General features: G+C 52.2%; 24 protein-coding genes and 1 other annotated feature. Of the genes, 1 reads left to right on the forward strand and 23 read right to left on the reverse strand.

The features are described from left to right. Positions 1–59 precede the first annotated feature (59 nt). The 12 genes from recN to rplU form a co-directional block, all read right to left on the reverse strand. Positions 60–1,748: a DNA repair protein RecN gene (recN, locus tag ACLUXO_RS02360; protein WP_412136181.1), complete on the reverse strand. Its 1,689-nt coding sequence runs from the start codon at positions 1,746–1,748 to the stop codon at positions 60–62. Between the two features lie 21 nt (positions 1,749–1,769). Continuing rightward, positions 1,770–2,585 carry a TlyA family RNA methyltransferase gene (locus tag ACLUXO_RS02365; RefSeq protein ID WP_002879684.1) on the reverse strand — a complete coding sequence of 272 codons (816 nt, stop codon included), beginning with the start codon at positions 2,583–2,585 and terminating at the stop codon, positions 1,770–1,772. Further along, entirely contained in the window at positions 2,585–3,448 is an 864-nt protein-coding gene (locus tag ACLUXO_RS02370) for a polyprenyl synthetase family protein (RefSeq protein ID WP_412136182.1), read from the reverse strand. Before ACLUXO_RS02370 ends, ACLUXO_RS02365 begins: the two co-directional genes overlap by 1 nt. Positions 3,449–3,452: 4 nt before the next feature. Continuing rightward, complete coding sequence (locus ACLUXO_RS02375) at positions 3,453–3,692, reverse strand: exodeoxyribonuclease VII small subunit (protein WP_002879682.1); 240 nt, start codon at positions 3,690–3,692, stop codon at positions 3,453–3,455. After that, positions 3,685–5,055: an exodeoxyribonuclease VII large subunit gene (gene xseA, locus ACLUXO_RS02380; RefSeq protein WP_412136183.1), complete on the reverse strand. Its 1,371-nt coding sequence runs from the start codon at positions 5,053–5,055 to the stop codon at positions 3,685–3,687. The genes ACLUXO_RS02375 and xseA overlap by 8 nt, the downstream gene beginning before the upstream one ends. Next, positions 5,042–5,893 (reverse strand): bifunctional methylenetetrahydrofolate dehydrogenase/methenyltetrahydrofolate cyclohydrolase, encoded by an 852-nt coding sequence (locus ACLUXO_RS02385; protein ID WP_412136184.1) that lies wholly within the window; start codon positions 5,891–5,893, stop codon positions 5,042–5,044. The genes xseA and ACLUXO_RS02385 overlap by 14 nt, the downstream gene beginning before the upstream one ends. 46 nt (positions 5,894–5,939) lie before the next feature. Beyond that, positions 5,940–6,338: a transcription antitermination factor NusB gene (gene nusB, locus ACLUXO_RS02390; RefSeq protein WP_130137568.1), complete on the reverse strand. Its 399-nt coding sequence runs from the start codon at positions 6,336–6,338 to the stop codon at positions 5,940–5,942. Next, positions 6,338–6,772, reverse strand: a complete 435-nt coding sequence (locus ACLUXO_RS02395; RefSeq protein WP_004560645.1) for an Asp23/Gls24 family envelope stress response protein — start codon at positions 6,770–6,772, stop codon at positions 6,338–6,340. Before ACLUXO_RS02395 ends, nusB begins: the two co-directional genes overlap by 1 nt. Positions 6,773–6,791: 19 nt before the next feature. Continuing rightward, complete coding sequence (gene efp, locus ACLUXO_RS02400; RefSeq protein WP_035174949.1) at positions 6,792–7,358, reverse strand: elongation factor P; 567 nt, start codon at positions 7,356–7,358, stop codon at positions 6,792–6,794. A 69-nt stretch (positions 7,359–7,427) separates the two neighbouring features. Continuing rightward, positions 7,428–8,534, reverse strand: coding sequence for a M24 family metallopeptidase (locus ACLUXO_RS02405; RefSeq protein WP_412136185.1), 1,107 nt, complete (start codon positions 8,532–8,534; stop codon positions 7,428–7,430). Positions 8,535–8,678: 144 nt separating this feature from the next. Continuing rightward, positions 8,679–8,978 (reverse strand): 50S ribosomal protein L27, encoded by a 300-nt coding sequence (rpmA, locus tag ACLUXO_RS02410; protein ID WP_201331855.1) that lies wholly within the window; start codon positions 8,976–8,978, stop codon positions 8,679–8,681. 15 nt (positions 8,979–8,993) lie between these two features. Then, the gene (gene rplU / locus ACLUXO_RS02415; protein ID WP_003618434.1) at positions 8,994–9,305 is read right to left on the reverse strand and encodes a 50S ribosomal protein L21; all 312 of its coding nucleotides are present in this window, start codon (positions 9,303–9,305) and stop codon (positions 8,994–8,996) included. A 16-nt stretch (positions 9,306–9,321) separates the two neighbouring features. Continuing rightward, positions 9,322–9,398 (reverse strand) — a sequence feature (ribosomal protein L21 leader region). Positions 9,399–9,545: 147 nt separating this feature from the next. Here rplU and ACLUXO_RS02420 point away from each other — a divergent pair. Next, positions 9,546–9,902: an arsenate reductase family protein gene (locus tag ACLUXO_RS02420; protein ID WP_270447692.1), complete on the forward strand. Its 357-nt coding sequence runs from the start codon at positions 9,546–9,548 to the stop codon at positions 9,900–9,902. Between the two features lie 42 nt (positions 9,903–9,944). Here the strand turns inward: ACLUXO_RS02420 and ACLUXO_RS02425 are convergent, their stop codons facing one another. The 11 genes from ACLUXO_RS02425 to purM all read right to left on the reverse strand — a co-directional run bounded on the left by ACLUXO_RS02425 (position 9,945) and on the right by purM (position 21,841). After that, positions 9,945–11,072 (reverse strand): trans-sulfuration enzyme family protein, encoded by a 1,128-nt coding sequence (locus ACLUXO_RS02425; RefSeq protein ID WP_412136186.1) that lies wholly within the window; start codon positions 11,070–11,072, stop codon positions 9,945–9,947. 25 nt (positions 11,073–11,097) lie between these two features. Next, positions 11,098–12,249, reverse strand: coding sequence for a trans-sulfuration enzyme family protein (locus ACLUXO_RS02430; protein ID WP_412136187.1), 1,152 nt, complete (start codon positions 12,247–12,249; stop codon positions 11,098–11,100). Between the two features lie 156 nt (positions 12,250–12,405). Continuing rightward, complete coding sequence (locus ACLUXO_RS02435; RefSeq protein WP_412136188.1) at positions 12,406–13,122, reverse strand: ABC transporter ATP-binding protein; 717 nt, start codon at positions 13,120–13,122, stop codon at positions 12,406–12,408. After that, a complete protein-coding gene (locus ACLUXO_RS02440) occupies positions 13,115–13,891 on the reverse strand; it encodes an ABC transporter ATP-binding protein (RefSeq protein ID WP_412136189.1) in 777 nt (258 codons plus the stop codon). The genes ACLUXO_RS02435 and ACLUXO_RS02440 overlap by 8 nt, the downstream gene beginning before the upstream one ends. A gap of 15 nt (positions 13,892–13,906) precedes the next feature. After that, entirely contained in the window at positions 13,907–14,881 is a 975-nt protein-coding gene (locus tag ACLUXO_RS02445; protein ID WP_412136190.1) for a branched-chain amino acid ABC transporter permease, read from the reverse strand. Positions 14,882–14,895: 14 nt separating this feature from the next. Next, positions 14,896–15,774, reverse strand: a complete 879-nt coding sequence (locus ACLUXO_RS02450; protein ID WP_260268455.1) for a branched-chain amino acid ABC transporter permease — start codon at positions 15,772–15,774, stop codon at positions 14,896–14,898. A 46-nt stretch (positions 15,775–15,820) separates the two neighbouring features. Further along, positions 15,821–17,014: an ABC transporter substrate-binding protein gene (locus ACLUXO_RS02455; protein ID WP_412136191.1), complete on the reverse strand. Its 1,194-nt coding sequence runs from the start codon at positions 17,012–17,014 to the stop codon at positions 15,821–15,823. A 379-nt stretch (positions 17,015–17,393) separates the two neighbouring features. Further along, positions 17,394–18,659, reverse strand: a complete 1,266-nt coding sequence (gene purD, locus ACLUXO_RS02460; RefSeq protein WP_412136192.1) for a phosphoribosylamine--glycine ligase — start codon at positions 18,657–18,659, stop codon at positions 17,394–17,396. A 15-nt stretch (positions 18,660–18,674) separates the two neighbouring features. Continuing rightward, complete coding sequence (purH, locus tag ACLUXO_RS02465; protein ID WP_412136193.1) at positions 18,675–20,216, reverse strand: bifunctional phosphoribosylaminoimidazolecarboxamide formyltransferase/IMP cyclohydrolase; 1,542 nt, start codon at positions 20,214–20,216, stop codon at positions 18,675–18,677. Continuing rightward, positions 20,217–20,798 carry a phosphoribosylglycinamide formyltransferase gene (purN, locus tag ACLUXO_RS02470; protein WP_412136194.1) on the reverse strand — a complete coding sequence of 194 codons (582 nt, stop codon included), beginning with the start codon at positions 20,796–20,798 and terminating at the stop codon, positions 20,217–20,219. Positions 20,799–20,806: 8 nt separating this feature from the next. Next, entirely contained in the window at positions 20,807–21,841 is a 1,035-nt protein-coding gene (purM, locus tag ACLUXO_RS02475; RefSeq protein WP_412136195.1) for a phosphoribosylformylglycinamidine cyclo-ligase, read from the reverse strand. Positions 21,842–21,843: the final 2 nt, after the last annotated feature.

A 21,843-nucleotide genomic window follows, 5' to 3' on the forward strand; every position in this document is an offset into this window, starting at 1 on the left:
TAGCATGCAAAAAACTCTCCTGCCTTTTGGCAAGAGAGTTATTTTTTGATAATTATTTTCTAATCTTGTTTCCGCTGACTGGCAATCAGGTCGGCCGCGTTTTGCTCAGCAGCTTCGCTGACATTAGCTCCGGCCATCATCTGGGCGATCATCTTGATGCTGCTGTCTTCATCAAGTTCCTTGACCTGGGTAAAGGTCTCACCGGCTGCAACCTGCTTGGCGATGGCAAAGCGGTGGTCGGCGCTGGCCGCTACCTGCGGGGAGTGGGTGATGGCGATAACCTGCTTTTGGCCAGCAATCGCGTGCATCTTCTTACCGATGGCTGCCGCCACCCGGCCGGAAACCCCGGTGTCAATTTCGTCAAAGACCATGGTGCCAACCGGCTCAACCCGGGAGAAGATAGCCTTTAGGGCCAGGATCAGCCGGGATTGTTCCCCGCCGGAAACGATCTTGACCATCGGCATCAGCTCTTCGCCTGGGTTTGGCGCGATGTAGAAGGCCAGGTCATCAGTCCCCTTGACCGTGAAATTATCAGTCTTGGCAAAGCGGATGGAGAAGCGGGCCTTGTCCATGTACAGGTCAGCCAGTTCATGCTTGATCGCTTCTTCCAGCTTCAAGGCGGTGGATTCTCTGGCCTGGTGGAGGTCAGCCGCCATGACTGACATTTTTTCCTCAACTGCCGCGATCTGCTTGACCAGTTCTTCTTCGTCAAGGCCACCAGTTTCAAACTGGCTGAGTTCCTTGGAAACTTTTGCATAGAAGTCAAAAACGTCTGCCAGGCTTGGGCCGTACTTCTTCTTCAAGTTGTTCAAGAGGTCCAGGCGGTTTTGCACATACTGGTAGCGTTCTTCATCAAATTCCAGGCTGTCCATGATGTCGCCCAGTTCTGAACGGGCATCGCTCAGCGAATACACCCCGTCAGTAATGGACTGGGCCACATTCTTGAAGTCCTTGTCCAGGTCGGCCAAATCTTCTGCCGTTCCTTGGGCATCCCCCAGCAGGCTGGTTAAGCCATGCTCATCGTCGTCAAAAAGCTGGATCATGAAGTTGGCGGATTCAGCAATCTTCTGGTAATTGTTCAGCTTGTTGAACTCGTCTTCCAAGTTCTGGTCTTCCTGCTCATCCGTCAAATCCGCTTGGGTCAACTCTTCGACCTGGAACTGGAGGATGTCCTGGCGCTGGGCCAGTTCCCGGCTGTCCCGGCGCAGGTGCTCCAGGCGCTGGTTAAGGCTCTGCCAGGTCTGGTATTCAGCCTGGTACTTGGCTAAAAGGGGCTTAAAATCCTTGCCCGCGTATTCATCGACCAGGTCAATCTGCCGGCTTTGGTCCATCAGCATCTGCTGGTCGTTTTGGCCATGGATGTCGACCAGGTACTCACCAATTTTTGCCAAAGCAGTGATGGTGGTCAGTTGCCCGTTGATCCGGATGACGTTCCGGCCCTTGCTGGAAATCTCCCGGCTGATGATCAGGTCATCGCCGTCCATCGGCAGGCCGTAGTCAGCCGCGATTTGTTCAACTTCCCGCATTTCATCATCTTGCAGGGTAAAAAGGCCCGTCACCACTGCCTTGCTCTGGCCAGACCGGACCATTTCTTTTTGGGCCCGGTGGCCCAGCAAAAGTGACAAAGCATCGATCAAGATGGACTTGCCAGCCCCGGTTTCCCCGATCAGGACCGTCATTTGCGGCTGAAACTTGATTTTCAGACTCTTAATGATAGCAAAATTCTGGATATCCAATTCCACAAGCATAAGCGTCCCACAGCATCCTTTCTACAGACCCTGGGCAGCCCGGTCAACCAGCTCGCTGACTGAGCCGGACCAGAGATTCTGCCCTGGATTTGCCTGGTCCTTCTTCAAGTGAAGCAAAAATTCAATATTCCCCTTGCCGCCCTTAATTGGCGAATAGTCAACGCCCAAAATGGAAAAGCCAATTTCCAGGGCCTTGGCCATGGTGTGCTCGATCACGGCCTGGTGGACGGCGTGGTCCCGGACGATCCCGTGCTTGCCGACATTTTCCGGACCAGCCTCAAACTGGGGCTTGATCAAGCAGACGGCATCCCCCTGGTCTTTCAAGATTTCATACATCGGCGGCATGATCAAGTCCAGGGAAATAAAAGACACGTCGGTCATGGCGAAGTCCGGCAGGCCTTCGGTAAAGTCGGCGGGAACCGAGTAGCGGAAGTTCTGCCGCTCCATCACCACCACCCGGGGGTCATCCCGCAGCTGCCAGGCCAGTTGGTTATAGCCCACGTCCAAGGCATAGACCAGCTTGGCCCCGTTTTGCAGGGCCACGTCGGTAAAGCCGCCAGTTGAAGCTCCGATATCCAAGCAGACCTTGTCTTTTAAGTCAATGTTCCAGACCTTGACCGCCTTTTCCAATTTGAAACCGCCCCGGGAAACATACTTGAGCTTGTCTTTTTTTATGAAAAACTCCTCGTCAACGGGAAACTTCTCCCCGGCCTTATCGATCCGCTGGTGGTTGTGGTCAGTTACAAGACCCGCCATGATGGCTCTTTGGGCCTGAGTTCTGGAGTTAAAAATTCCCTTGGCGGCCAATAATACGTCCGCGCGTTCTTTACTTGCCATTACAGTACCTTCTGATACAAATCCAAAAAGCCCAGCAAAACTTCCGCCTTTTCCCCGGCCAGGTCAGCCTTGCCCTTTTCAATCAGCTGCTTGAGTTCATTTCTGGTTGCCTCTGCTCCCAGCATGGTCAAGCTGTTGTTCTTGCCCACTTCCTGGTCCTTGTGGGTCGCCTTGCCCGCTTCTTCCTGGCTTTCAACGATGTCTACCAGGTCGTCATAGAGCTGGTAAGAGCGGCCAAAGTGCTTGGCAAAGGCCAGGTACTTTTGGGCCTGCTGGTCAGGGCAAGCAGCTAATGCCGTGGCCATCTGAACGCTGGCCAAAATCAAGCAGCCGGTCTTCAGCCATTCCATGTGGTCAATCACTTCTTCACTGCTGTCTTCATTGTTGGTGGTGTCGATGTCTAAGTATTGGCCAGCTACCATCCCCTTTGGACCCACAGCTTCAGTAATGATCTCGACCAGTTTCCAGTTGTGTTCAGCCTGGGCAATCCACTGGATACCTAAAGGCTGGAGGGCATCCCCGGCCAAAATAGCTTCAGCTTCGCCCCATTTCTTGTGGCTGGTCAATTCCCCCCGCCGGTAATCGTCATTGTCCATGGCCGGCAGGTCATCGTGGATCAAAGAATAGGTATGGATCAATTCAATCCCGCAGGCGGCCTGGACTTCTTTTTCGGTGATCTCAATGCCCAAGGCGTCTAAAGTTGCCAAAAAGAGCAAAGGCCGCAGGCGCTTACCCCCAGCCATGACTGAATAAGCCATGATTTCAGCAAAACGGGGGTCATCGCTTTCTTTTGCCAGTTGCCCTGCTAAAAAATCATTGATGATTGGCGTGTACTTAGCTTGAAATTCTTTAAAAGTTGTCATGGCTTTATTCCTTTGGTGCTGAGGCATCGGTTGGATCAAGTTCCTTCTCGCTGCCATCAGACTCGATCAACTTGGCCACGGTGTTTTCCGCCTTGGTCAATTCCTGCTTCAATTCCCGGCTCAGCTTGACCCCGGTCTGGAACTGGGCCAATGATTCTTCCAGTGACAACTGGCCATTTTCCAGCTGGCCAACGATTTCCTGCAGCTCCTTGAGCTGGCTTTCAAAATTATTCTTCTCAGTCATTTTTTTCTTCCTTAATCTCTTCAATCCGGCCGATGGCCTGGCCATCCTTTAAGTGCAGGCGAACCTGGTCGCCTGGAGCCAATTGCTGAACTGACTTGACCACGTTGCCGCTCGCGTCAGTCGTGTAGCTGTAGCCCCGGGCCAGGGTCTTTAAAGGACTGTAGTCGTCCAGCTGCTGGACGGCCTGCCGGCAGGCAGCCTGCTTTTGTTCCAGAATCCGCTTGATCCCCATTTCCAGGCTCTTGGCCAGGTAGCTGTTTTCCTGCTTAAGCTGCTTGATTCTCCGGTCTGGGGCCTGGTGCTGGAGACGCTGGGTCAAAAGGCTGAGCTTTTGTCCCTGGTCTTTGACAATTACTTCCATCATCCGGCTCAGCTGCTGGGACAATTGGTCGACCTGCTGCATCTTCTGCTCATAGAGGCGCTGGGGCTCTTTCATGATAAAAGAATTCTCCAGCTGGGCCAGGGCCTGGGCCCGGACCTGGATCACGGCCCGGATGTCGGTCAAAAGCCGGGTCTGCAGCTGGCCAATTTCAGCCAGGACCTGGGTCAGGGCCGGCGTCGCCATTTCAGCGGCTGCCGTTGGCGTAGCCGCCCGGCAGTCAGCTGCCAGGTCACAGAGGGTGGTGTCTGTTTCGTGACCAACTGATGAAATCACCGGCATCTTCATGGCATAAACCTGCCGGACCACTTCTTCTTCGTTAAAAGGCCACAGGTCTTCTAAAGACCCGCCCCCCCGGCCGATAATGAGCACGTCATATTCATCTGCCCGGGCTTGGATCTGCTGCATAGCAGAAACCAAGCTGCCAGCCGCGCTTTCCCCTTGCACCTGGGCCGGGAAAAGGTCAATTTCAGCGTGCGGGAAGCGGCGGTTAGCCGTTACCATGATGTCGTGGATGACCGCCCCGGAGGCTGAAGTCACAACCGCGATCTTATCTGGAAAAAGGGGCAGAGGGCGCTTGTGCTCTTGGGCAAAGAGGCCTTCTTTAGCCAGCTTCTCCTGCAGCTGCCTAAAGCGTTCATACAAGGCACCAAGGCCGGCCGGTTCCATGCTTTTGGCATAAAATTGGTAGCTGCCCTGGGCTTCATAAGTTGACAGGCGGCCGGTCACGTAGACCTTCATTCCTTCTTCCGGCTCGAACTTGACCTTGTCAAAGTCTCCGCGGAACATCACCACATTGATTTTAGACTTGTCGTCTTTTAAAGAAAAGTACTGGTGACCACCTCTCCGGAAGCGGAAATTCGACAATTCCCCTTGGAGAAAAATTTGCCGCAGGTAGGGATCCCGGTCAAATTTCTGCTTAACGTACCAATTTAATTCACTGACAGTCAGGTACTTTTCGTCCGTCCCCTTAATCGAGTCCATGCTGTCTCCTCGTCAATTTAATGACTTCTTCCATTAAAAACTCTACCGTCAAAGGACCAACCCCGCCGGGCACAGGCGTGATCCAGCTGGCCTTTTCTTTAACGGGGGCAAAATCAACGTCACCGACCAAGCAGCCGTCCACCCGGTTGATGCCTACATCGATCACGACCGCCCCTTCTTTAACCATGTCTGCCTTGATCATTTCCGCCTTGCCGACCGCGCAGACCAGGATGTCGGCCCGCTTGGTCAAGTCAGCCAAGTTCCGGCTGCGGGAGTGCAGGATTGAGACAGAAGCGTTTCTTTCCAGCATCAAGGCGGCCAGGGGCTTGCCAACAATGTTTGACCGGCCGACGATCACGGCATTCTTGCCAGTCAAGTCGATTTGGTAGTGGTCCAAAAGGGCAATGATGCCGGCAGCCGTGGCTGGTTCGACGAAGTGCTTGCCCTGCCAGAGGCGGCCGATATTGGCCGGAGTCAGGCAGTCAACGTCCTTCTCCGGATCGATTCTTTCAATAATCCGGTCAGCATTGATCTGCGGGGGAACCGGCAACTGGACCATCAGGCTGGAAACTTCCGGGTCCGCGTTCAAGCTGTCGATCAACTTTAAGACATCCTCTTCGCTTTCATCAGCCGGCAATTGATAAACTACCTGCTTGATGCCCAGCTTCTCAGCCTTCCGCTTCTTGGAGGCGACATAGACCTTGCTGGCCGGATCATCGCCAATATTGATGACGCAGAGCTTGGGACTGACCCCATGCTCTTTTAAGGAAGCCACTTCACTGCCTAACTTTTCCCCTAATTCCCGGGCCAGCTTCTTCCCGTCTAAAATTTCTCCCAAAACTGCCTCCTTAAGAAAAAAAGCCGGCGAAACGCCGGCTTAAAGATTATTCTTGCACAAAGTTTGCCAATATGCCATTGATGAAGGCCTTTGACTTCGGATCATCAAACTCGTCACACAAGTTCAAAGCCTCGTTGATGGCTGACCGGTCTTCAATAACCGGGCTGTACAGCATTTCATACAGGGCTACTTCCAAAATCGCCAAGCTGGTCTTGCTCAGCCGCTCCAAGCGCCAGCCTTGCTTCAAGTTGGCGGAAAGCTTGTCACGCAGTTCAGCCTGCTTGTCGATCACGCCGCTGACCAGTTCCTGGCTGTAGGCCGGCAAAGTATCCAAGTCCAAAGCGGACTTGACATTGTTTTCCAATTCACTGGCCGTCAAGCTGGGATCCTGGTTGTACAGATAAATGGCTTGCAGTGCAATTCTTCGACTATCGTGTTGATTCATTACTTATCTTCTTCTTGATCGGGGAATAATGGTTGATCAGCATCTTCAAAGTTCTTTTCATCTTCAGGGAAGACGAGACCAACGACATGAACATCAATGGACTTCAAATTCATATCCGTCATCTGAGTCAGTTGCTGCTTCAGAGCTTCTTGAATCTTGCCCGCAACAGCTGGCACGTTGACGCCGTACTTGAGATATACGTAAACGTCAGCCGTCAGTTCGCCGTCTTCATCAACTGAGACGGCAACTCCCTTGCCCCGATCCTCGCGGCCAAAGACACGGCTCAAGCCTGACTTCAAGCCACCGCGCATCCCGGCAACGCCGTCAACCTTCTGAGCTGAAATGCCCAGAATGACTTCGAGTACCTGCAGGTCGATCTTGATTTGATCGCCCTCATCATTGCCGCTTAAAACGATTGTTGAATTATCAGCCATTTTTCCACCTCGAAAATTACTACTTAGAACGTGATACGTATGAACCGTCACTAGTATTGATCGTCAGCACGTCACCAACATTGATAAAGAATGGCACAGTGACAACCAAACCGGTTTCCATCGTAGCTGGCTTACCACCACCTGATGAGGTATCGCCGCGGATGCCTGGTTCGGTTTCAACGACTTCCAGGTCAACCGTGTTTGGCAGGTCCAGACCCAAGGTTTCACCATTGTGGGAAATAATGTTCACAATCATGTTTTCCTTCAGGTACTTGGCTTCCTGGTCGATCTGAGCGTTCGGCACTTCCAATTGCTCGTAAGTTGCCGTGTCCATGAAGACATAGCTTGAACCGTCGTTGTAAAGGTATTGCATTTGCCGGGTTTGAATGTCAGCCGTTTCAACCTTGGCAGTTGAACGGAAAGTGTATTCTTGAACGGCGCCAGTCCGCAAGCTCTTCAGCTTTGAACGAACGAAGGCACTGCCCTTACCTGGCTTAACGTGCTGGAATTCAACGATACGCCACAGGTCGTTGTTGTATTCGATCGTGAGGCCGTTCTTGAATTCATTAACAGAAATCATTGTCATCTGGTAAATCCCCCATTTCTACATCTTAAATTGTACCAATAAACACTAAATTTTACCATAAAAATAATCTTACAGGTGAATGAGTTCGTCCTTTGGCAAAGTGGACAAAACTTCCGGAGTGTCGCCATTAACCAGAATGTCATCTTCGATCCGGACCCCGCCTTGCGGCAGGTAGATGCCTGGTTCAACCGTGTGCACGATCCCGTTTTCCAGGGTCGTCTGGCTGAACAAAAATTCCGGCTGGCACATTTCATGGATTTCTAGGCCGATCCCGTGGCCAATCCCATGGCCGAAGTATTGCCCGTAGCCGGCGTCATTGATGTAGCCCCGGGCTGCCTGGTCAACGTCCTTGCCAGTTGCCCCGGCAACAGCGGCGGCAATCCCCCGCTTTTGCGCTTCCAGAACGATCTTGTAGATCTTCTCCAGTTCGTCTTCCACGCTGCCCAAAGCGTAGGTTCTGGTAATGTCGGCGGTGTAGCCGTTATATGAAGCGGCCGCGTCAATTACGACCAGTTCGTGCTCTTGCATCAAGCGGTCGCTGGCCACCCCGTGGGCCCAGGAAGAACGGGGACCAGAAGCGATAATTGAGTCATAGCCCGGGCCGTCGCCGCCGTAGAGCTTGAAGAGGTAGTCGAGCTTGGCGCCCACGTCTCTTTCCTTGGCACCTGGCTTAAGCATTGGCAGAACTTCTTCAAAGGCTCTTTCTGAGATTTCAACAGCCTTTTTAAGAGTGGCCAGTTCCAGGTCATCCTTGACATTGCGGACCCGTTCAACGATTTCAGCGGCCATCACCAGGTCAACATCTGGCAACTGGGATTTGATCGCGTCATATTCATAAGCAGAAACAAATTCTGCTTCGACTAAGAGTTTCCTGACCCCCAGCTTCTTGACTTCTGCCGCGATTTCGGCTGCTTCGTGGCCATGCTTCATGACTACCTTCAGTTCACCCAATGCCTGGGCTTCGATTTGCGGGGCAAAGCGGGAGTCTGACAGGAGCACCCGGTCCCCGTTTTTAGTAATGATCAGCTGGGCTTCTTCACCAGTAAAATTGGTCAAGTAGCGGTAATTTGCCCGGTTGAAAACCAAGAGGGCATCCGCGTCCTTGTCCTTGATCAAGTCAGCAGTTTCCTTGATCCGTCTGGTCAACAGACTTAACAATTCATTGTTCTTGCTCATAAGCACCATCCTTTTCTGCAGCTTTTAAGCTTTTGTTCATGATGCTTTTATTATACAAAAGATCAAGGATTTAAACATGCTTTCCCTGGAAAAAGGGCAAGAAAAAAGCAGGCAGCTGGGCTGTCTGCTCCTTTGCCGGCTTGATTATTCAGCGTCTTCTACTGGCAAAACAGAAACTTGCTTCTTGTACTTGCCAAGACGTTCGAACTTAACAACACCGTTAGTCAATGCGAACAAAGTGTCGTCGCCACCGCGGCCAACGTTCTTGCCTGGGTGGATCTTAGTACCACGTTGACGGTAGATGATTGAGCCAGCGTGTACTTCTTGACCGTCGGCACGCTTTGCGCCCAAACGACGACCAGCTGAGTTACGACCGTTGGCAGTTGAACCACCACCCTTGTGGTGGGCGAGTAACTTTGCGTTTGAAAGAATGTTCATCATCATAGTGTTCACCTCTTACTAAGCTTCGATGCTCTTAACAGTAACCTTGGTGTAAGGTTGACGGTGACCGTACTTAGAATGTGAGTGCTTCTTTGGCTTGTACTTGAAAGTTACAACCTTCTTTTCCTTGCCTTGCTTGTCAACACTAGCAACTACCTTAGCACCTTCAACTAATGGAGTACCAACCTTAACGTCGTCACCATTAGCTACCAGGATAACTTGGTCAAAAACAACTTCTTCGCCAGCTTGTACGTCAAGCTTTTCAACGAAGATACTTTCGCCTTCGGCAACCTTGTATTGCTTGCCACCGGTCTTAATAACTGCGTACATTAGTACACCTCCGTATAAAATTACTTAGACTCGCCATCAAAGGTGCTGCCCAAAGCAGGCTTGTCAACCTTATCTGCGCGGTTGCAGAATCGAGGTATCACTCAAATTGCAACTCTGTTAGTATAGCACGCTTTGCCCGCCTTGCTCAAGTCTTTTGCCAGGCAAATTCCTGTTTTTGCCAGATTTTTTGCGTTAAACTCAAAAGAGATAATTTAGTAAGGAAGAAATCGAGGGAAAAACATGCCAAAATTCTATGGATACAAACGCTGCTCCACTTCCCGGAAGGCCCAGAAGTGGTTTGACGACCAAGGAATCAGCTATGATTTCCAGGACCTGGTGGAAACTCCGCCGGAAAAAGACCTGCTCTTGTCCTGGCTGACCAAGTACCAGGACCGCGGCCTGCGCTACTTTTTCAACACCAGCGGCCAGCACTACCGGCAAATGGGCCTGAAAGACAAGTTGCCAGACATGACTATAGAAGAAGCCGCTGATCTCTTGTCTAAAGACGGCAAGCTGATCAAGCGCCCCCTGGTCGTTGATGACCAGCACTTAACCTGCGGCTTTAAAGAAGAGGTCTACGAGCAGACCTGGAAATAAGCAAAAACAAGTTCCGACTTCTGGAACTTGTTTTTATTTATCTTATTCCCCCAAGGCCTGGGCCAGGTCGGCAATCAAGTCGTCCGCGTTTTCCAGGCCCACTGAGAGCCGCAAAAGCCGCGGCGTAATTCCCAGCCTGAGGCGCTGGTCTTCTGCAACATCGTCATGGGTCTGGTAGTAAGGAATGGTCAAGAGGCTTTCTGCCCCGCCCAAGCTTTCCGCGAAAGTAATCAGCTTGACGCTCTTGAGAACCCGGTCGACTTCTTCGTCGCTGTCTAAATAAAAGGAGATCATCCCCGCCTTGCCCGGATAGAGGACTTTTTCCACGTGCGGTGCCTGCTCCAGGAAGGAAACGATCTTTTTCGCGCTAGCCGTGTGCTGCTGCATTCTTAAAGGAAGAGTCTTCAAGCTTCTGGTCAAAAGCCAGCTGTCAAAGGCGGACATAGTGTCGCCAACAGTAATGGTGTACTGGAAGTAAAAGTCGGCCAAAACCGGATCCTTGACCACCACGATCCCGCCTAAAATGTCGTTGTGCCCGCCCAGGTACTTGGTGGCTGAGTGAATGACCACGTCTGCCCCTTGGGTCAGCGGCTTTTGGTAATATGGCGTGTAAAAAGTATTGTCAACGGCCACCAGGATCTCAGGATTGTAGTCATGAACGGCATCAGCCACGGCCTGGATGTCCACGCTCTTCATCATCGGGTTGGACGGGGTTTCCAGCCAAACCAGCTTGGTCTTTGGCGTCAAAAGTCCCTGCAAATTATCCAAACTTTCCCCGTTCCAGAGCTTGAACTTGATCTGGAAGTGGTCTTCCAGGTGGCGGAAGTAGCGGAAGTCGCCACCGTAAAGGTCGTCTAAGCTGACCACTTCATCCCCGGTCTTCAAAACGCTCAAGACCAGCTGGACAGCAGCCATCCCGCTGGCTACAGCAAAGCCTTGATAGCCTTCTTCCAGCTTGGCCAGGGTCTCTTCCACGGTTTTCCGGTTGGGGGTTTCCACCCGGGAATAGGTGAAGCCCTGCAAGCGGTCAAAGTTGACCGCCTGGTCTAAGTCCGGGTGGCGGTAACAGGCCGACAAGTACAGGGGCTGGGCAACCGGATTGGCTCCGTCTTTAATGCTGCCGGCTTCCGCCACGATGGTCTCAAAAGACCGGGTATCTTTTTCTGTCATCTTTTTCTCCATTTCCTCAAATCCATTATCTTTTAGCTTTGGCCAGGGCCTGGTCAATGTCAGTGATTAAGTCCGCCGCGTCTTCAATGCCCACGGCAAAGCGGATAAGGCCCGGCTTGATGCCGGCGGCCAGCTGTTCTTCTTCTGACAGTTCGGCATGGCTCATCTTGCTTGGCAGTTCGACCAGGCTTTCAACCGCCCCTAAGCTTACTGCCAGGCTGAACAGATTCAGACTGTTGACAAAAACTACCGGGTCATAAATATCGTTGTCCAGTTCACAGGAGAAGACCCCGCCCGCCCCCTTGGCCTCTTTGCGCAGGTCATCATAGCCGGCTAGGTCCGGATCACCTGGATAGTAAATCTTGGTGATCCCAGCCTGTTTTTTCAAAAATCCGATAATCGCTTCAACATTTTCCATCTGCCGGTCTAAGCGCAGCGACAAGGTCTTGATCCCCCGGGCCAGCTCATTGGAATCTTCCGGCGACAAAATCCCTCCAATGGCATTTTGCACAAAGTAGACCCGGTCAGCCAGCTCCTCTCCCTTGGCAATGACGGCCCCGGCACTGACATCCGAATGGCCGGCCAGGTACTTGGTGGCGCTGTGAACGACCAGGTCTGCCCCGTATTCAAGCGGCCGCAAAAGATAGGGGCTGAGGAAGGTGTTGTCGGTAATAGCCAAGATGCCGTGCTCATGGGCTAATTGGGCAATCCCGGAAACTGGGGTCACCTGCAAGAGCGGATTAGTCACCGGCTCAAAATAGATTGCCTTGGTATTAGCCTGGATGGCTTTTTCTACTGCCGCCAAATCCCGGGTGTCAACTGCCGTAAATTCCAGGCCCCGGTCTTTGAAGTACTGGTAGACGATTCGGAAGGTGCCCCCATAAATTTGGTCACCGATGACAATATGGTCCCCAGCTGTAAAAATTGCCAAAGCCGCGTGAATCGCCGCCATCCCGCTGGCAAAAACAAAGGCCCGGTCGCCGCCCTCTAAGCTGGCCAGCTGTTCTTCAACGGCATTTCTGGTCGGGTTGCCTGACCGAGAGTAGTCATACTTTACTTGCGCCCCGATTTTTGGGTAGGCAAAAGTGGTCGCCTTGTAAACCGGCACGGCAACAGCCCCGGTTTGATTGTCGTCTTGCCGGGGCTGGTGGACCAGCCGAGTGTTGAATCCCGCCATCTTTTTCCTCCTATTTGTATTAAATCTCATTTCATTATTAACGATTTTCTTAATCTAAAACTAATTATACCCGAAGGATCAGCCTTTTCCTAGCAGGGAAAAAATGAAGAAAAATAACCTTCGAAATTAGTTTCCCAATTTCGAAGGTTATTCTTTTTAACCACCAAGGTAGGCCTTTTGCACGGCCGGGTCGCTGAGCAGGTCCTGCCCGCTGCCTGTCATCTTGACTTCGCCAGAGGCCAAAACATAGCCCCGGTTGGCAATGCTGAGGGCCTGCCGGGCGTTTTGTTCAATCAAGAGGACAGTCATGCCTTCCTTATTGATGCTTTTAATAATGTCAAAAATTTCCTGGATGTAGATCGGCGCCAAACCCATAGATGGTTCATCCAGCAAGAGCAGCTTCGGCCGCGCCATCAAGGCCCGGGCCATGGCCAGCATCTGCTGTTCCCCGCCGGAAAGAGTGGCGGCGTCTTGCTTTTGCCGTTCCTTCAAGATCGGGAAGCGTTTGAACATGGCTTCCATGTCCTTTTCCACCCCGTCCTTGTCTCTTCTGAGGTAGGCACCCAGCTGCAGGTTTTCCTTAACCGTCATCCCGGCAAAAATCCGCCGGCCTTCTGGTACCTGGGAAACCCCGGCAGCCACGATCTTAGGCGCGGTCAACTTAGCCAGGGATTGGCCCAGAAAGACGATTTCGCCATTAGCCGGCTTCAAAAGACCGGAGATAGTCTTCAAAATAGTCGATTTGCCGGCCCCGTTGGCCCCGATCAAGGTGACGATTTCGCCCTCTTTAATGTTGAAGCTGACATCGCGGACCGCCTTGATTGCCCCGTAATTGACTGAGAGCTGGTCGACTTTCAAAATTTCTTTAGACATCTGCTCCACCTCCGAGGTAAGCGTTGATAACGGCTTCGTCATTTTGGATTTCACTTGGCGTCCCCTTAGCCAGCAGCTTGCCTTCGGCTAACACATAGATTCTTTCCGCCAGGTTCATGACCAGGGACATGTCGTGTTCAATCAAGAGAACGGCAATCCCGTATTCAGTCTGCAGGCGCTTGATCAATCTGGTCAAGTCAGCCGTTTCTTCCGGGTTCATCCCCGCGGCTGGTTCATCCAAGCAGATGATCTTGGGCTCCGTAGCCAGGGCCCGGACGATTTCCACCCGCCGCTGGGTCCCGTATGGGAGACTGCCGGCCGGGAAGTACATGACATCTTCCAGGTCAAAGTCCTTCAAAAGTTCCTTGGCCCGCTCTTCCATGGCTTCTTCCGTCTTATAGTAAGCAGGAAGGCGGAGAACTGCCGTCAGGAAGTTTTCCTTATAATGATTGGTCAAGGCGATCAAGACATTTTCCAAAACGGACAACTGGCCGAAGAGGCGGATGTTCTGGAAGGTTCTGGAAATCCCCATCTGGGCCACCTTGTAGGCCTTGGTATTTTTCTTGACTTCCTGGCCGCCGATCTTCACCGTCCCGGTGGTAGCTGGTGCCACCCCGGTAAGGCAGTTGAAGAAGGTGGTCTTCCCGGCCCCGTTAGGACCGATCAAGGCAACCAGTTCTTTTTCGCCCACGTGCAGAGAAACATCGTCGACCGCGGTCAAACCGCCAAAGACTTTGGTGATGTGGTCCGCGTTTAAAGCATCTGTCATTTCAGTTCCTCCTCACTACTTGCTTTCTTTTCCGGCTTCTTTCATGTCGCCGTCTTGCTTTTTCGTCAACAGGCGCTTGAAAGAGAATTCCCACTTGCCAAACAGACCGCCTGGCTTGAAGATCATGATGATGATCAAGGCAACCGCGTAGAAGACCATCCGCAAAACGCCCAGGCTTTGCAGGGCCGCGTCCAAAACGCCCAAGAGGGTCGTGGCCACGAAGGTCCCGGTAATGCTGCCCAAGCCGCCAAGAACCACGAAGATCAAGATATTGATTGATTCCATGATCCCGAAGCTGGATGGCACGATCGTCTGTAGGTAAGAAGCGTACAGGGAGCCGGCGATGGCTGCCGTTGCCGCGCCTAAAACGAAGGCTGACAACTTCCACTTAGTCGTGTTGACCCCCATGGCTTCAGCCGCGATTTCGTTTTCCCGGATGGAGATAACCGCCCGGCCGTCCCGGCTGTGAATGAAGTTGACAGTCACGATCGTGGTCAAGCAAACAAAGATGTAAACCACATCCCAGGTCGCGAACTGGGGAATGTTGAACAAACCAGCTGCCCCGTTGGTGATCTTCATGTTGTTGATCACGATTCTGATGATTTCCGCTGCCCCCATCGTCGCGATGGCGAAGTAGTCACCATGCAGGCGCAGGGTTGGAATACCGACTAGCAAGGCTACGATAATTGAAATGACCACCCCGACCAATATTGACAGGTAAAAGCCCCCTGCCGTGTTCATCGTCTGGGTCATAATCCCGGTAGCGTATGCCCCCAGGGCCATGAAGCCGGCGTGGCCCAAAGAGAATTGTCCTGAAAAGCCGATGACCAGGTTCAGCCCGACAGCCAAAATGATGTTGATCCCAATCGTTACCAGCATGTTTTCAATGAAGGTATTGATCACGCCAGTCAGCATCAAGGTGTTGATCAGGTAAAAGCCTGCCACCATGAGGAGCAGCCAGCAAAGATTGTATTTCCAGTTTTTCTTCATCTGACTTCTTCCTCCTAAACCTTTTCAACTTGCTTCTTGCCAAACAGACCGCCCGGCAGAACAAGCAAGATAACAATCAAAACGATGTAGACGGCCGCGTCTCTGAAGGCTGAGAAGCCCATGGCCTGGACGGCCGTTTCCAGAAGACCGATCAAGAAGCCGCCGACAGCCGCGCCTGGGATGGACCCGATCCCGCCGAGCACGGCGGCAACGAAGGCCTTGATCCCTGGCGTCATCCCCATCAATGGGTCGATTGAGTTGTAGTACAAGCCAATCAAAACGCCGGCTGCCCCAGCCAGGGCACTGCCCAGGGCGAAAGTAATTGAAACCGTGTGGTTGATGTTGATCCCCATCAAGCTGGCTGCGTCGTAGTCAGTTGAAACTGACCGCATGGCCCGCCCGGTCTTGGTGTAGTTGATGATGTACATCAAGCCCAGCATCAAGATCAAGGTCGTAACCAGGATGATCAGCTGGATGTTGGAAATCGTCACCCCGCCCAGGTCAAAAGTCTTCCGCTTGATAACCTGCGGGAAGTTCCGCGTGTCTGAAGTAACCAGGTAGGACATCCCGTTTTCAAGGAAAAAGGACACGCCGATGGCCGTAATCAAGGCTGCCACCCGGGGTGCGTTTCTCAAAGGCCGGTAGGCAACTGCTTCAATAATCACGCCGGCCAGGCCACAGACAATCATAGCCGTGATCAAGGCGGTGATAAAGCCAAAGTGCAGGTAGTTGATCGTATAGTAACCCCAGTAAGCACCTAGCATGTAGACGTCCCCGTGGGCGAAGTTAAGCAGCTTTGAGATCCCGTAAACGATCATGTATCCCAAAGCCAGCAAAGCATAAATGCTGCCGAGGGAGAGCCCATTTATCAATTGCTGGAAAAATGTTTGCAAGTTTAAAACCTCCTTGACTTGCCTGTGGCATTACCGGCTGAATTAATTACTTAACCGTGTAAGCCTTGTTGATCTTGCCGTTAGTCATTTGTTCAACAACGACTGACTTTTGTGGGTTGTGCTTGGAGTCCATGGTGATGTTCCCAGTTACGCCCTTGAAGTTCTTCAGGTTTGCCAGACCCTTTTGGATAGCGCTTGAAGATACTTCGCCTTCGTTCTTGGCTGCGTCGACAATCATGTAAACTGAGTCGTATGCCAGGGAGCTGAAGGTTGCTGGTTCTTCACCGTACTTAGCCTTGTAGGCCTTCAGGAACTTGACAACTTCTGGTTCCTTGGACTTGGTTGAGAAGTGGGTAGTGTAGTAAACGTTGGTTGCGTTCTTGTTGCCAGCGATTTGAGCAAGCTTTGGTGAGCCCATCCCGTCAGCCCCAACAACTGGAACGTTTAAGCCCATTTCCCGGGCCTGCTTGAGGACCAGACCGATTTCAGTGTAGTAGCCTGGCAGGTAGAGGGCGTCTGGCTTCTTGCCCTTGATCGTGGTCAGGGTTGAGTTGAAGTCCTTGTCACCTGACTGGAAGTATTGAGTAGTAACGACCTTACCGCCCAGCTTCTTGAATTCCTTGGTGAAGGACTTGGTCAGACCAGTACCGTAGTCAGTTGAGTTGTCAGCCATGATGGCCACGCTCTTCTTCTTTAAAGTGTTGTACATAAAGTCCGCTGCCTTCTTACCTTGGAATGGGTCGATGAAGCAAGCACGGAAAGCGTACTTTTGCGTTTGTCCGCTCTTGGTTTGGGTGAATTCAGCAGCGGTTGCTGATGGACCAACCATTGGCACGCCCGCCTTGGTCAGGTTGGCGATTGAAGCAGTCGCGTAAGCCGTAGCTGCCGGGCCGACTTGGGCAACGATCTTGTCGCTGTTGGCCATTTGAGCGGCTACTGAAGCTGCGGTTGAAGTGGATGACTTGTTGTCGCTGATATACAGCTTAACCTTATAAGTCTTGCCGCCGATCTTCACGCCCTTCTTGTTGATTTCCTGGGCGGCTAATACGACACCCTTCTTTTCTTGCTGACCGTAGCTGGCAACTGCACCGGAAAGTTCCAGGTTAACCCCGATTCTGATCGTATTGTCGCTGGACTTGTTGCCAGCAGTTGAGCTGGTCTTGGCGGTTGCACAGCCAGTCAGGGCTGCGGCGGACATCATAGTTGCGGCGGCTACGCCGAAAGCTTTCTTAAAATTCATGATGGTTTTCCCCATTTCAATTAAATACATTAGACTTCAACTTCTGTTTTTAACGCTTAAACCTAAATTAAAAAGCCTTCACTCATCCAGTGAGTGAAGACTCTTAATCCGGATCATTGAGCTCACTCACAAATGCAGACGAAGAAGAGCTCACTCAGAGCTCTACATAATTTGCAAGAGAGTAATGACGGCAGCTGAGAACAGCATGGCATTATTCATTTGTTGACACATTTGGCATTTCATAATTCTCAGCTCCTTTTAATTTTAAGTTGCTTTTATTTTATTTAACTTTCTCCTTAATGTCAAGCTCATTTATCATTTTTGTTTAATTTTTATTTTGGGCAAAAGAAAAAGGAGCGATTGGCTCCTTTTTTCCAGTTTAAAAGCGCTTGCCGGTTGCCCGGTAGCCGATATCGCGCCGGTAGAAAGTCTGCGGGATATCCCGCTTGGCCAGGTAGGCATAAACGTGTTCTTGGGCTTCTTTTAAGTCAGCTGCCTCAGCCCGGACCATCAAGATCCGGCCGCCGCTGCCGGCTAAATCATCAGCCGGGCCGGTTACGTTGGCATAGTCAACGAAAATACCGTCTTCAGCTGGCAATTGGCCCAGTTTTTGCCCCTTAAGCGGCTTCTTCGGATAGCCTTCAGCGGCCAAAATGACGCCGAGGACTGCCTCATCCTTTTCTTCAACGGCTGGCATTTCCTCATCGTTTACGCAGGCAGCAACCAGTTCCGCAAAGTCGCTCTTCAAGCGCGGCAAAACAACTTCCGTTTCCGGGTCACCCAGGCGGACATTGTATTCGATCATTTTCGGCCCCTGCTTAGTCATCATGAGTCCCAGGTACAAAACGCCGTGGTAGTCATAGCCGCCAGCGAGAAGCCCCTTGGCCGTCGGTTCAACCAACTGGTCAACGATTTCCTGGTATTCAGCCTGGCTCAATTGCGGAACCGGGCTGTATGACCCCATCCCGCCGGTGTTCGGCCCCTTGTCACCGTCATAGGCCCGCTTGTGGTCCTGAGCCAGAGGCAGGAGGCGGTAATTGCCCCCCTGCATAACGGCAAAGACGGAGTATTCCGGGCCAGTCAGGAATTCTTCAAGAACTACCTGCTTTTGCCCCTTGGCAAACATTTCCGTCAAAGTACTTTCCGCCGTTTCCTGGTCTTCAGCGATGACCACGCCTTTCCCGCCGGCCAGGCCGTCTTCTTTCAAAACGACTGGCAGGCCAAAGTCTGACAAGGCAGTAATGGCAGTTTCTGCACTCTGGAAGGTTTCATAACGCGGGTGCGGCACCTGGTATTTTTCCATGAACTGCAGAGCATAGTCTTTTGACCCTTCCAATTGGGCTGCTCTGGCATTTGGCCCGAAGATCTTCAAGTCAAAAGCGTGGAAGTAGTCAACAATCCCGGCTACCAAGGCATCTTCTGGACCCACAAAGGTCCAGGCAATATCTTCTTTAATAGCAAAGTCCTTCAAGGCCTTGAAGTCGTCTTCCGCAATGCCGGTAGCTTTAACGCCGATCGCGGCCATGCCGGAGTTGCCCGGCGCGCAGAAGACTTCAGCAACGTGCGGGCTCTTCTTCAAAGCGCGGGCGACGGCGAATTCCCGGCCGCCAGACCCAACTACTAAAATTTTCAGCTTGTTTTTCATTTTTTATCAGCCCTTTTAGTGTCTAAAGTGACGGACGCCAGTGAAGACCATGGCAATGCCGTACTTGTTGGCCATGTCGATGGATTCCTGGTCACGGACAGACCCGCCTGGCTGCACAATAGCCTTGATGCCGTGCTTGCCGGCGTATTCAACGCAGTCGCTGAACGGGAAGAAGGCATCGCTGGCGATAACTGCCCGGTCGTCCAGGGCTTCTGCCGCGTGGTCGATGGCAATCTTTTCAGAGTCGATCCGGTTTGGCTGGCCGGCCCCAACGCCCAGGGTGCGTTCATTGTTAGCGACAACAATCGCGTTGGACTTGGTGTGCTTGACTGCCTTCCAGGCAAAGAGGAGAGTTTCCAGCTGCTCTTGCGTTGGCTTGGCTTCAGTTACGCATTCCCAGTCAGCGAAGTCTTCGTCCAGAACATCCTGGTCTTGCACCAGCAAGCCGCCCATGACGGATACAGTTTCCTTGCTGCTTGCTTCGTCCTTCTTGCTGAAGTCCAGCTTGAGGATCCGGAGGTTCTTCTTCTTGGTCTTCAAGGCAGCCAAAGCATCTTCATCGTAGTCTGGCGCGATGATAATTTCCAGGAAGATCTTGTGCATCTTTTCAGCAGTTGCCAGGTCAACCTTCCGGTTCAAGGCAATTACCCCGCCAAAAATTGATACAGGGTCAGCTGCGTAAGCCCGGTCCCAGGCTTCTTCCAAAGTATCCCCTTGGCCGATCCCGCATGGGTTCATGTGCTTCATGGCCACGACAGTTGGCTTGCTGAATTCGCGGACGCATCTCAAGGCTTCGTCAGCATCCTTGATATTGTTGTAGGACAGCTGCTTGCCGTTTAATTGTTCAGCCTGCAAAACTGAGAAGGCCTTTGGCAGGGCGTCTTCGTAGAGCCAGGCCTTTTGGTGGCTGTTTTCCCCGTAGCGCATGGCTTCCTTTAAGTCGTAAGTCAAAGTCAGCTTTTCCGGAGCAGTTTCGCCGGCCTTTTCAGTTAGGTATTGGGAAATCAAGGCATCGTATGAAGCCGTCAGGCGGAAGGCCTTAGCCGCTAACTTAGCACGGGTTTCCAGGCTGGTCGAGCCGTCTTTTTCAATTTCAGCCAAAACCTGGTCGTAGTCAGCCTGGTCAACCACGATCGTTACATCGCGGTAGTTCTTGGAAGCTGACCGTACCATGCTTGGGCCGCCGATGTCAATGTTTTCGATGGCTTCAGCCAGGGTCACGTCAGGCTTTTCAATAGTCTGCTTGAATGGGTAGAGGTTAACGCAAACCAGGTCGATTGGCGTAATCTTGTGTTCCTTCAAGGTTGCCACGTGTTCCGGCAATTCCCGCCGGGCCAGGAGGCCGCCATGGATGTAGGGGTTCAAGGTTTTGACCCGGCCGTCAAGGATTTCCGGGAAGCCAGTCACATCTTCAACTGAAATAGTTGGGATGCCGGCTTCGTCCAAAACGCGCTTGGTACCGCCAGTTGACACGATTTCGTAATCATTGGCCACCAGGCCCTTGACGAAAGGAACCAAGTTGGTCTTGTCTGAAACACTTACAAGTGCACGCTTCATTTATTTGTTCTCCTCTTCAAATTTCAGCAAAGCTTTTCTCAAGGCTTCCGGATACAGGTGGTGTTCACATTCGTGAATTCTTGCTTCCAGAGTATCAACCGTGTCGTCGTCATAGATCGGCACGTGCTTTTGGGCAATGGCCGGACCAGAGTCCAGGCCAGAGTCAATATAGTGAACCGTTACCCCGGTTTCAGCCGGGTGGTCGGCAAAGGCCCGTTCAATTGAGTGCAGGCCTGGGTAAGCCGGCAAATAAGCCGGGTGAAGGTTGACGATTCTGCCTTCATATTCATTCAAAATCGTTGGCCCGATCACCCGCATGTAGCCAGCCAGGGCAATAAAGTCGATTTGGTAGTCCTTTAAGACCTGAAGGATCTTTTCTTCGTACTTTTGCTTGCCGCCGCAGGACTTAACCGTAAAAGTCACTACCGGTGTGTGAAATTTTTCTGCCCGCTTGATCACCGGAGCGTCCGGGTGATCACAAAAAAGCAGGGCAAGGTCGCCGGGCAGGTCGCCCTTTTGAAAATGTTCGGCCAGAACTTCATAGTTAGTTCCGTTGCCGGATGCAAAAATTGCTACTTTCATTATTCTACCTATTTGATAATGATCTTCTCGCCGTCAGTTCTCTCATTCAAGTGGCCAACCTCAAAGACCTTTTCACCACTCGCCAAAAGCAGCTGCTTGGCTTCTTCCTTCTTGTCAGCTGGTACTGCCAGGATCATCCCCAGACCCATGTTGAAGGTCCGCCAGCAGTCATCATCTGACAAATTGCCGACTTGCTTGAGGTAGTTGAAGATGTCCGGGACTTCCCAGCTGCCAGCGGCAATTTCTGCCCGCAGGCCGTCATTGAACATCCGCGGCACGTTTTCGATAAGGCCACCCCCGGTAATGTGGGCCACGCCGTGAATCAGCCCTTGCTTGATCAAAGGCAGAACAGACTTGATGTAGATTCTGGTTGGAGCCAGCAGGCTTTCGCTCACGCTCTTGCCCTTCAGTTCAGCTGGCTTGTCAGTCAGCTTGACATCATGGTCCTTAAAGAGGATCTTGCGGACCAATGAAAAGCCATTGGAGTGGACCCCGCTTGAAGCCAGGCCCAAGAGAACGTCACCAGCTTGCGGAGTGTCAACTGACAAAAGGCGGTCTTTTTCCGCTACCCCAACTGTAAAGCCGGCCAAGTCGTATTCGTCTGGGGCGTACATGTCTGGCATTTCCGCGGTTTCCCCGCCGATCAAGCTGGCCCCGGCCTGCTTGCAGCCTTCAGCCACGCCTTGGACAACTGAAGCCAGGAGGGCTGGATCGTTGTGCCCGCAGGCAATGTAGTCCAGGAAAAAGAGCGGTTCAGCCCCTTGAGCCAGGACGTCGTTAACGCACATGGCCACTACATCGATCCCAACGGTGTCATTCTTGTCCATCTTTTGGGCGATCATCAGCTTGGTGCCGACCCCGTCAGTCCCGGAAACCAGGACCGGGTGGTCATAGCCCAGGGAATCAAGGTCAAACAGGCCGCCAAAGCCGCCAATATTGCCCACGTAGCCTGGCCGCTTGGTTGAGGCTACCGCCCCCTTGATCCGGCGCACCAGTTCATAGCCGGCATTAACATCAACGCCTGCATCCTTATAGCGATTCACGA

The organism is Lactobacillus delbrueckii subsp. bulgaricus (assembly GCF_046938665.1).
GTDB lineage: Bacteria > Bacillota > Bacilli > Lactobacillales > Lactobacillaceae > Lactobacillus > Lactobacillus delbrueckii_C.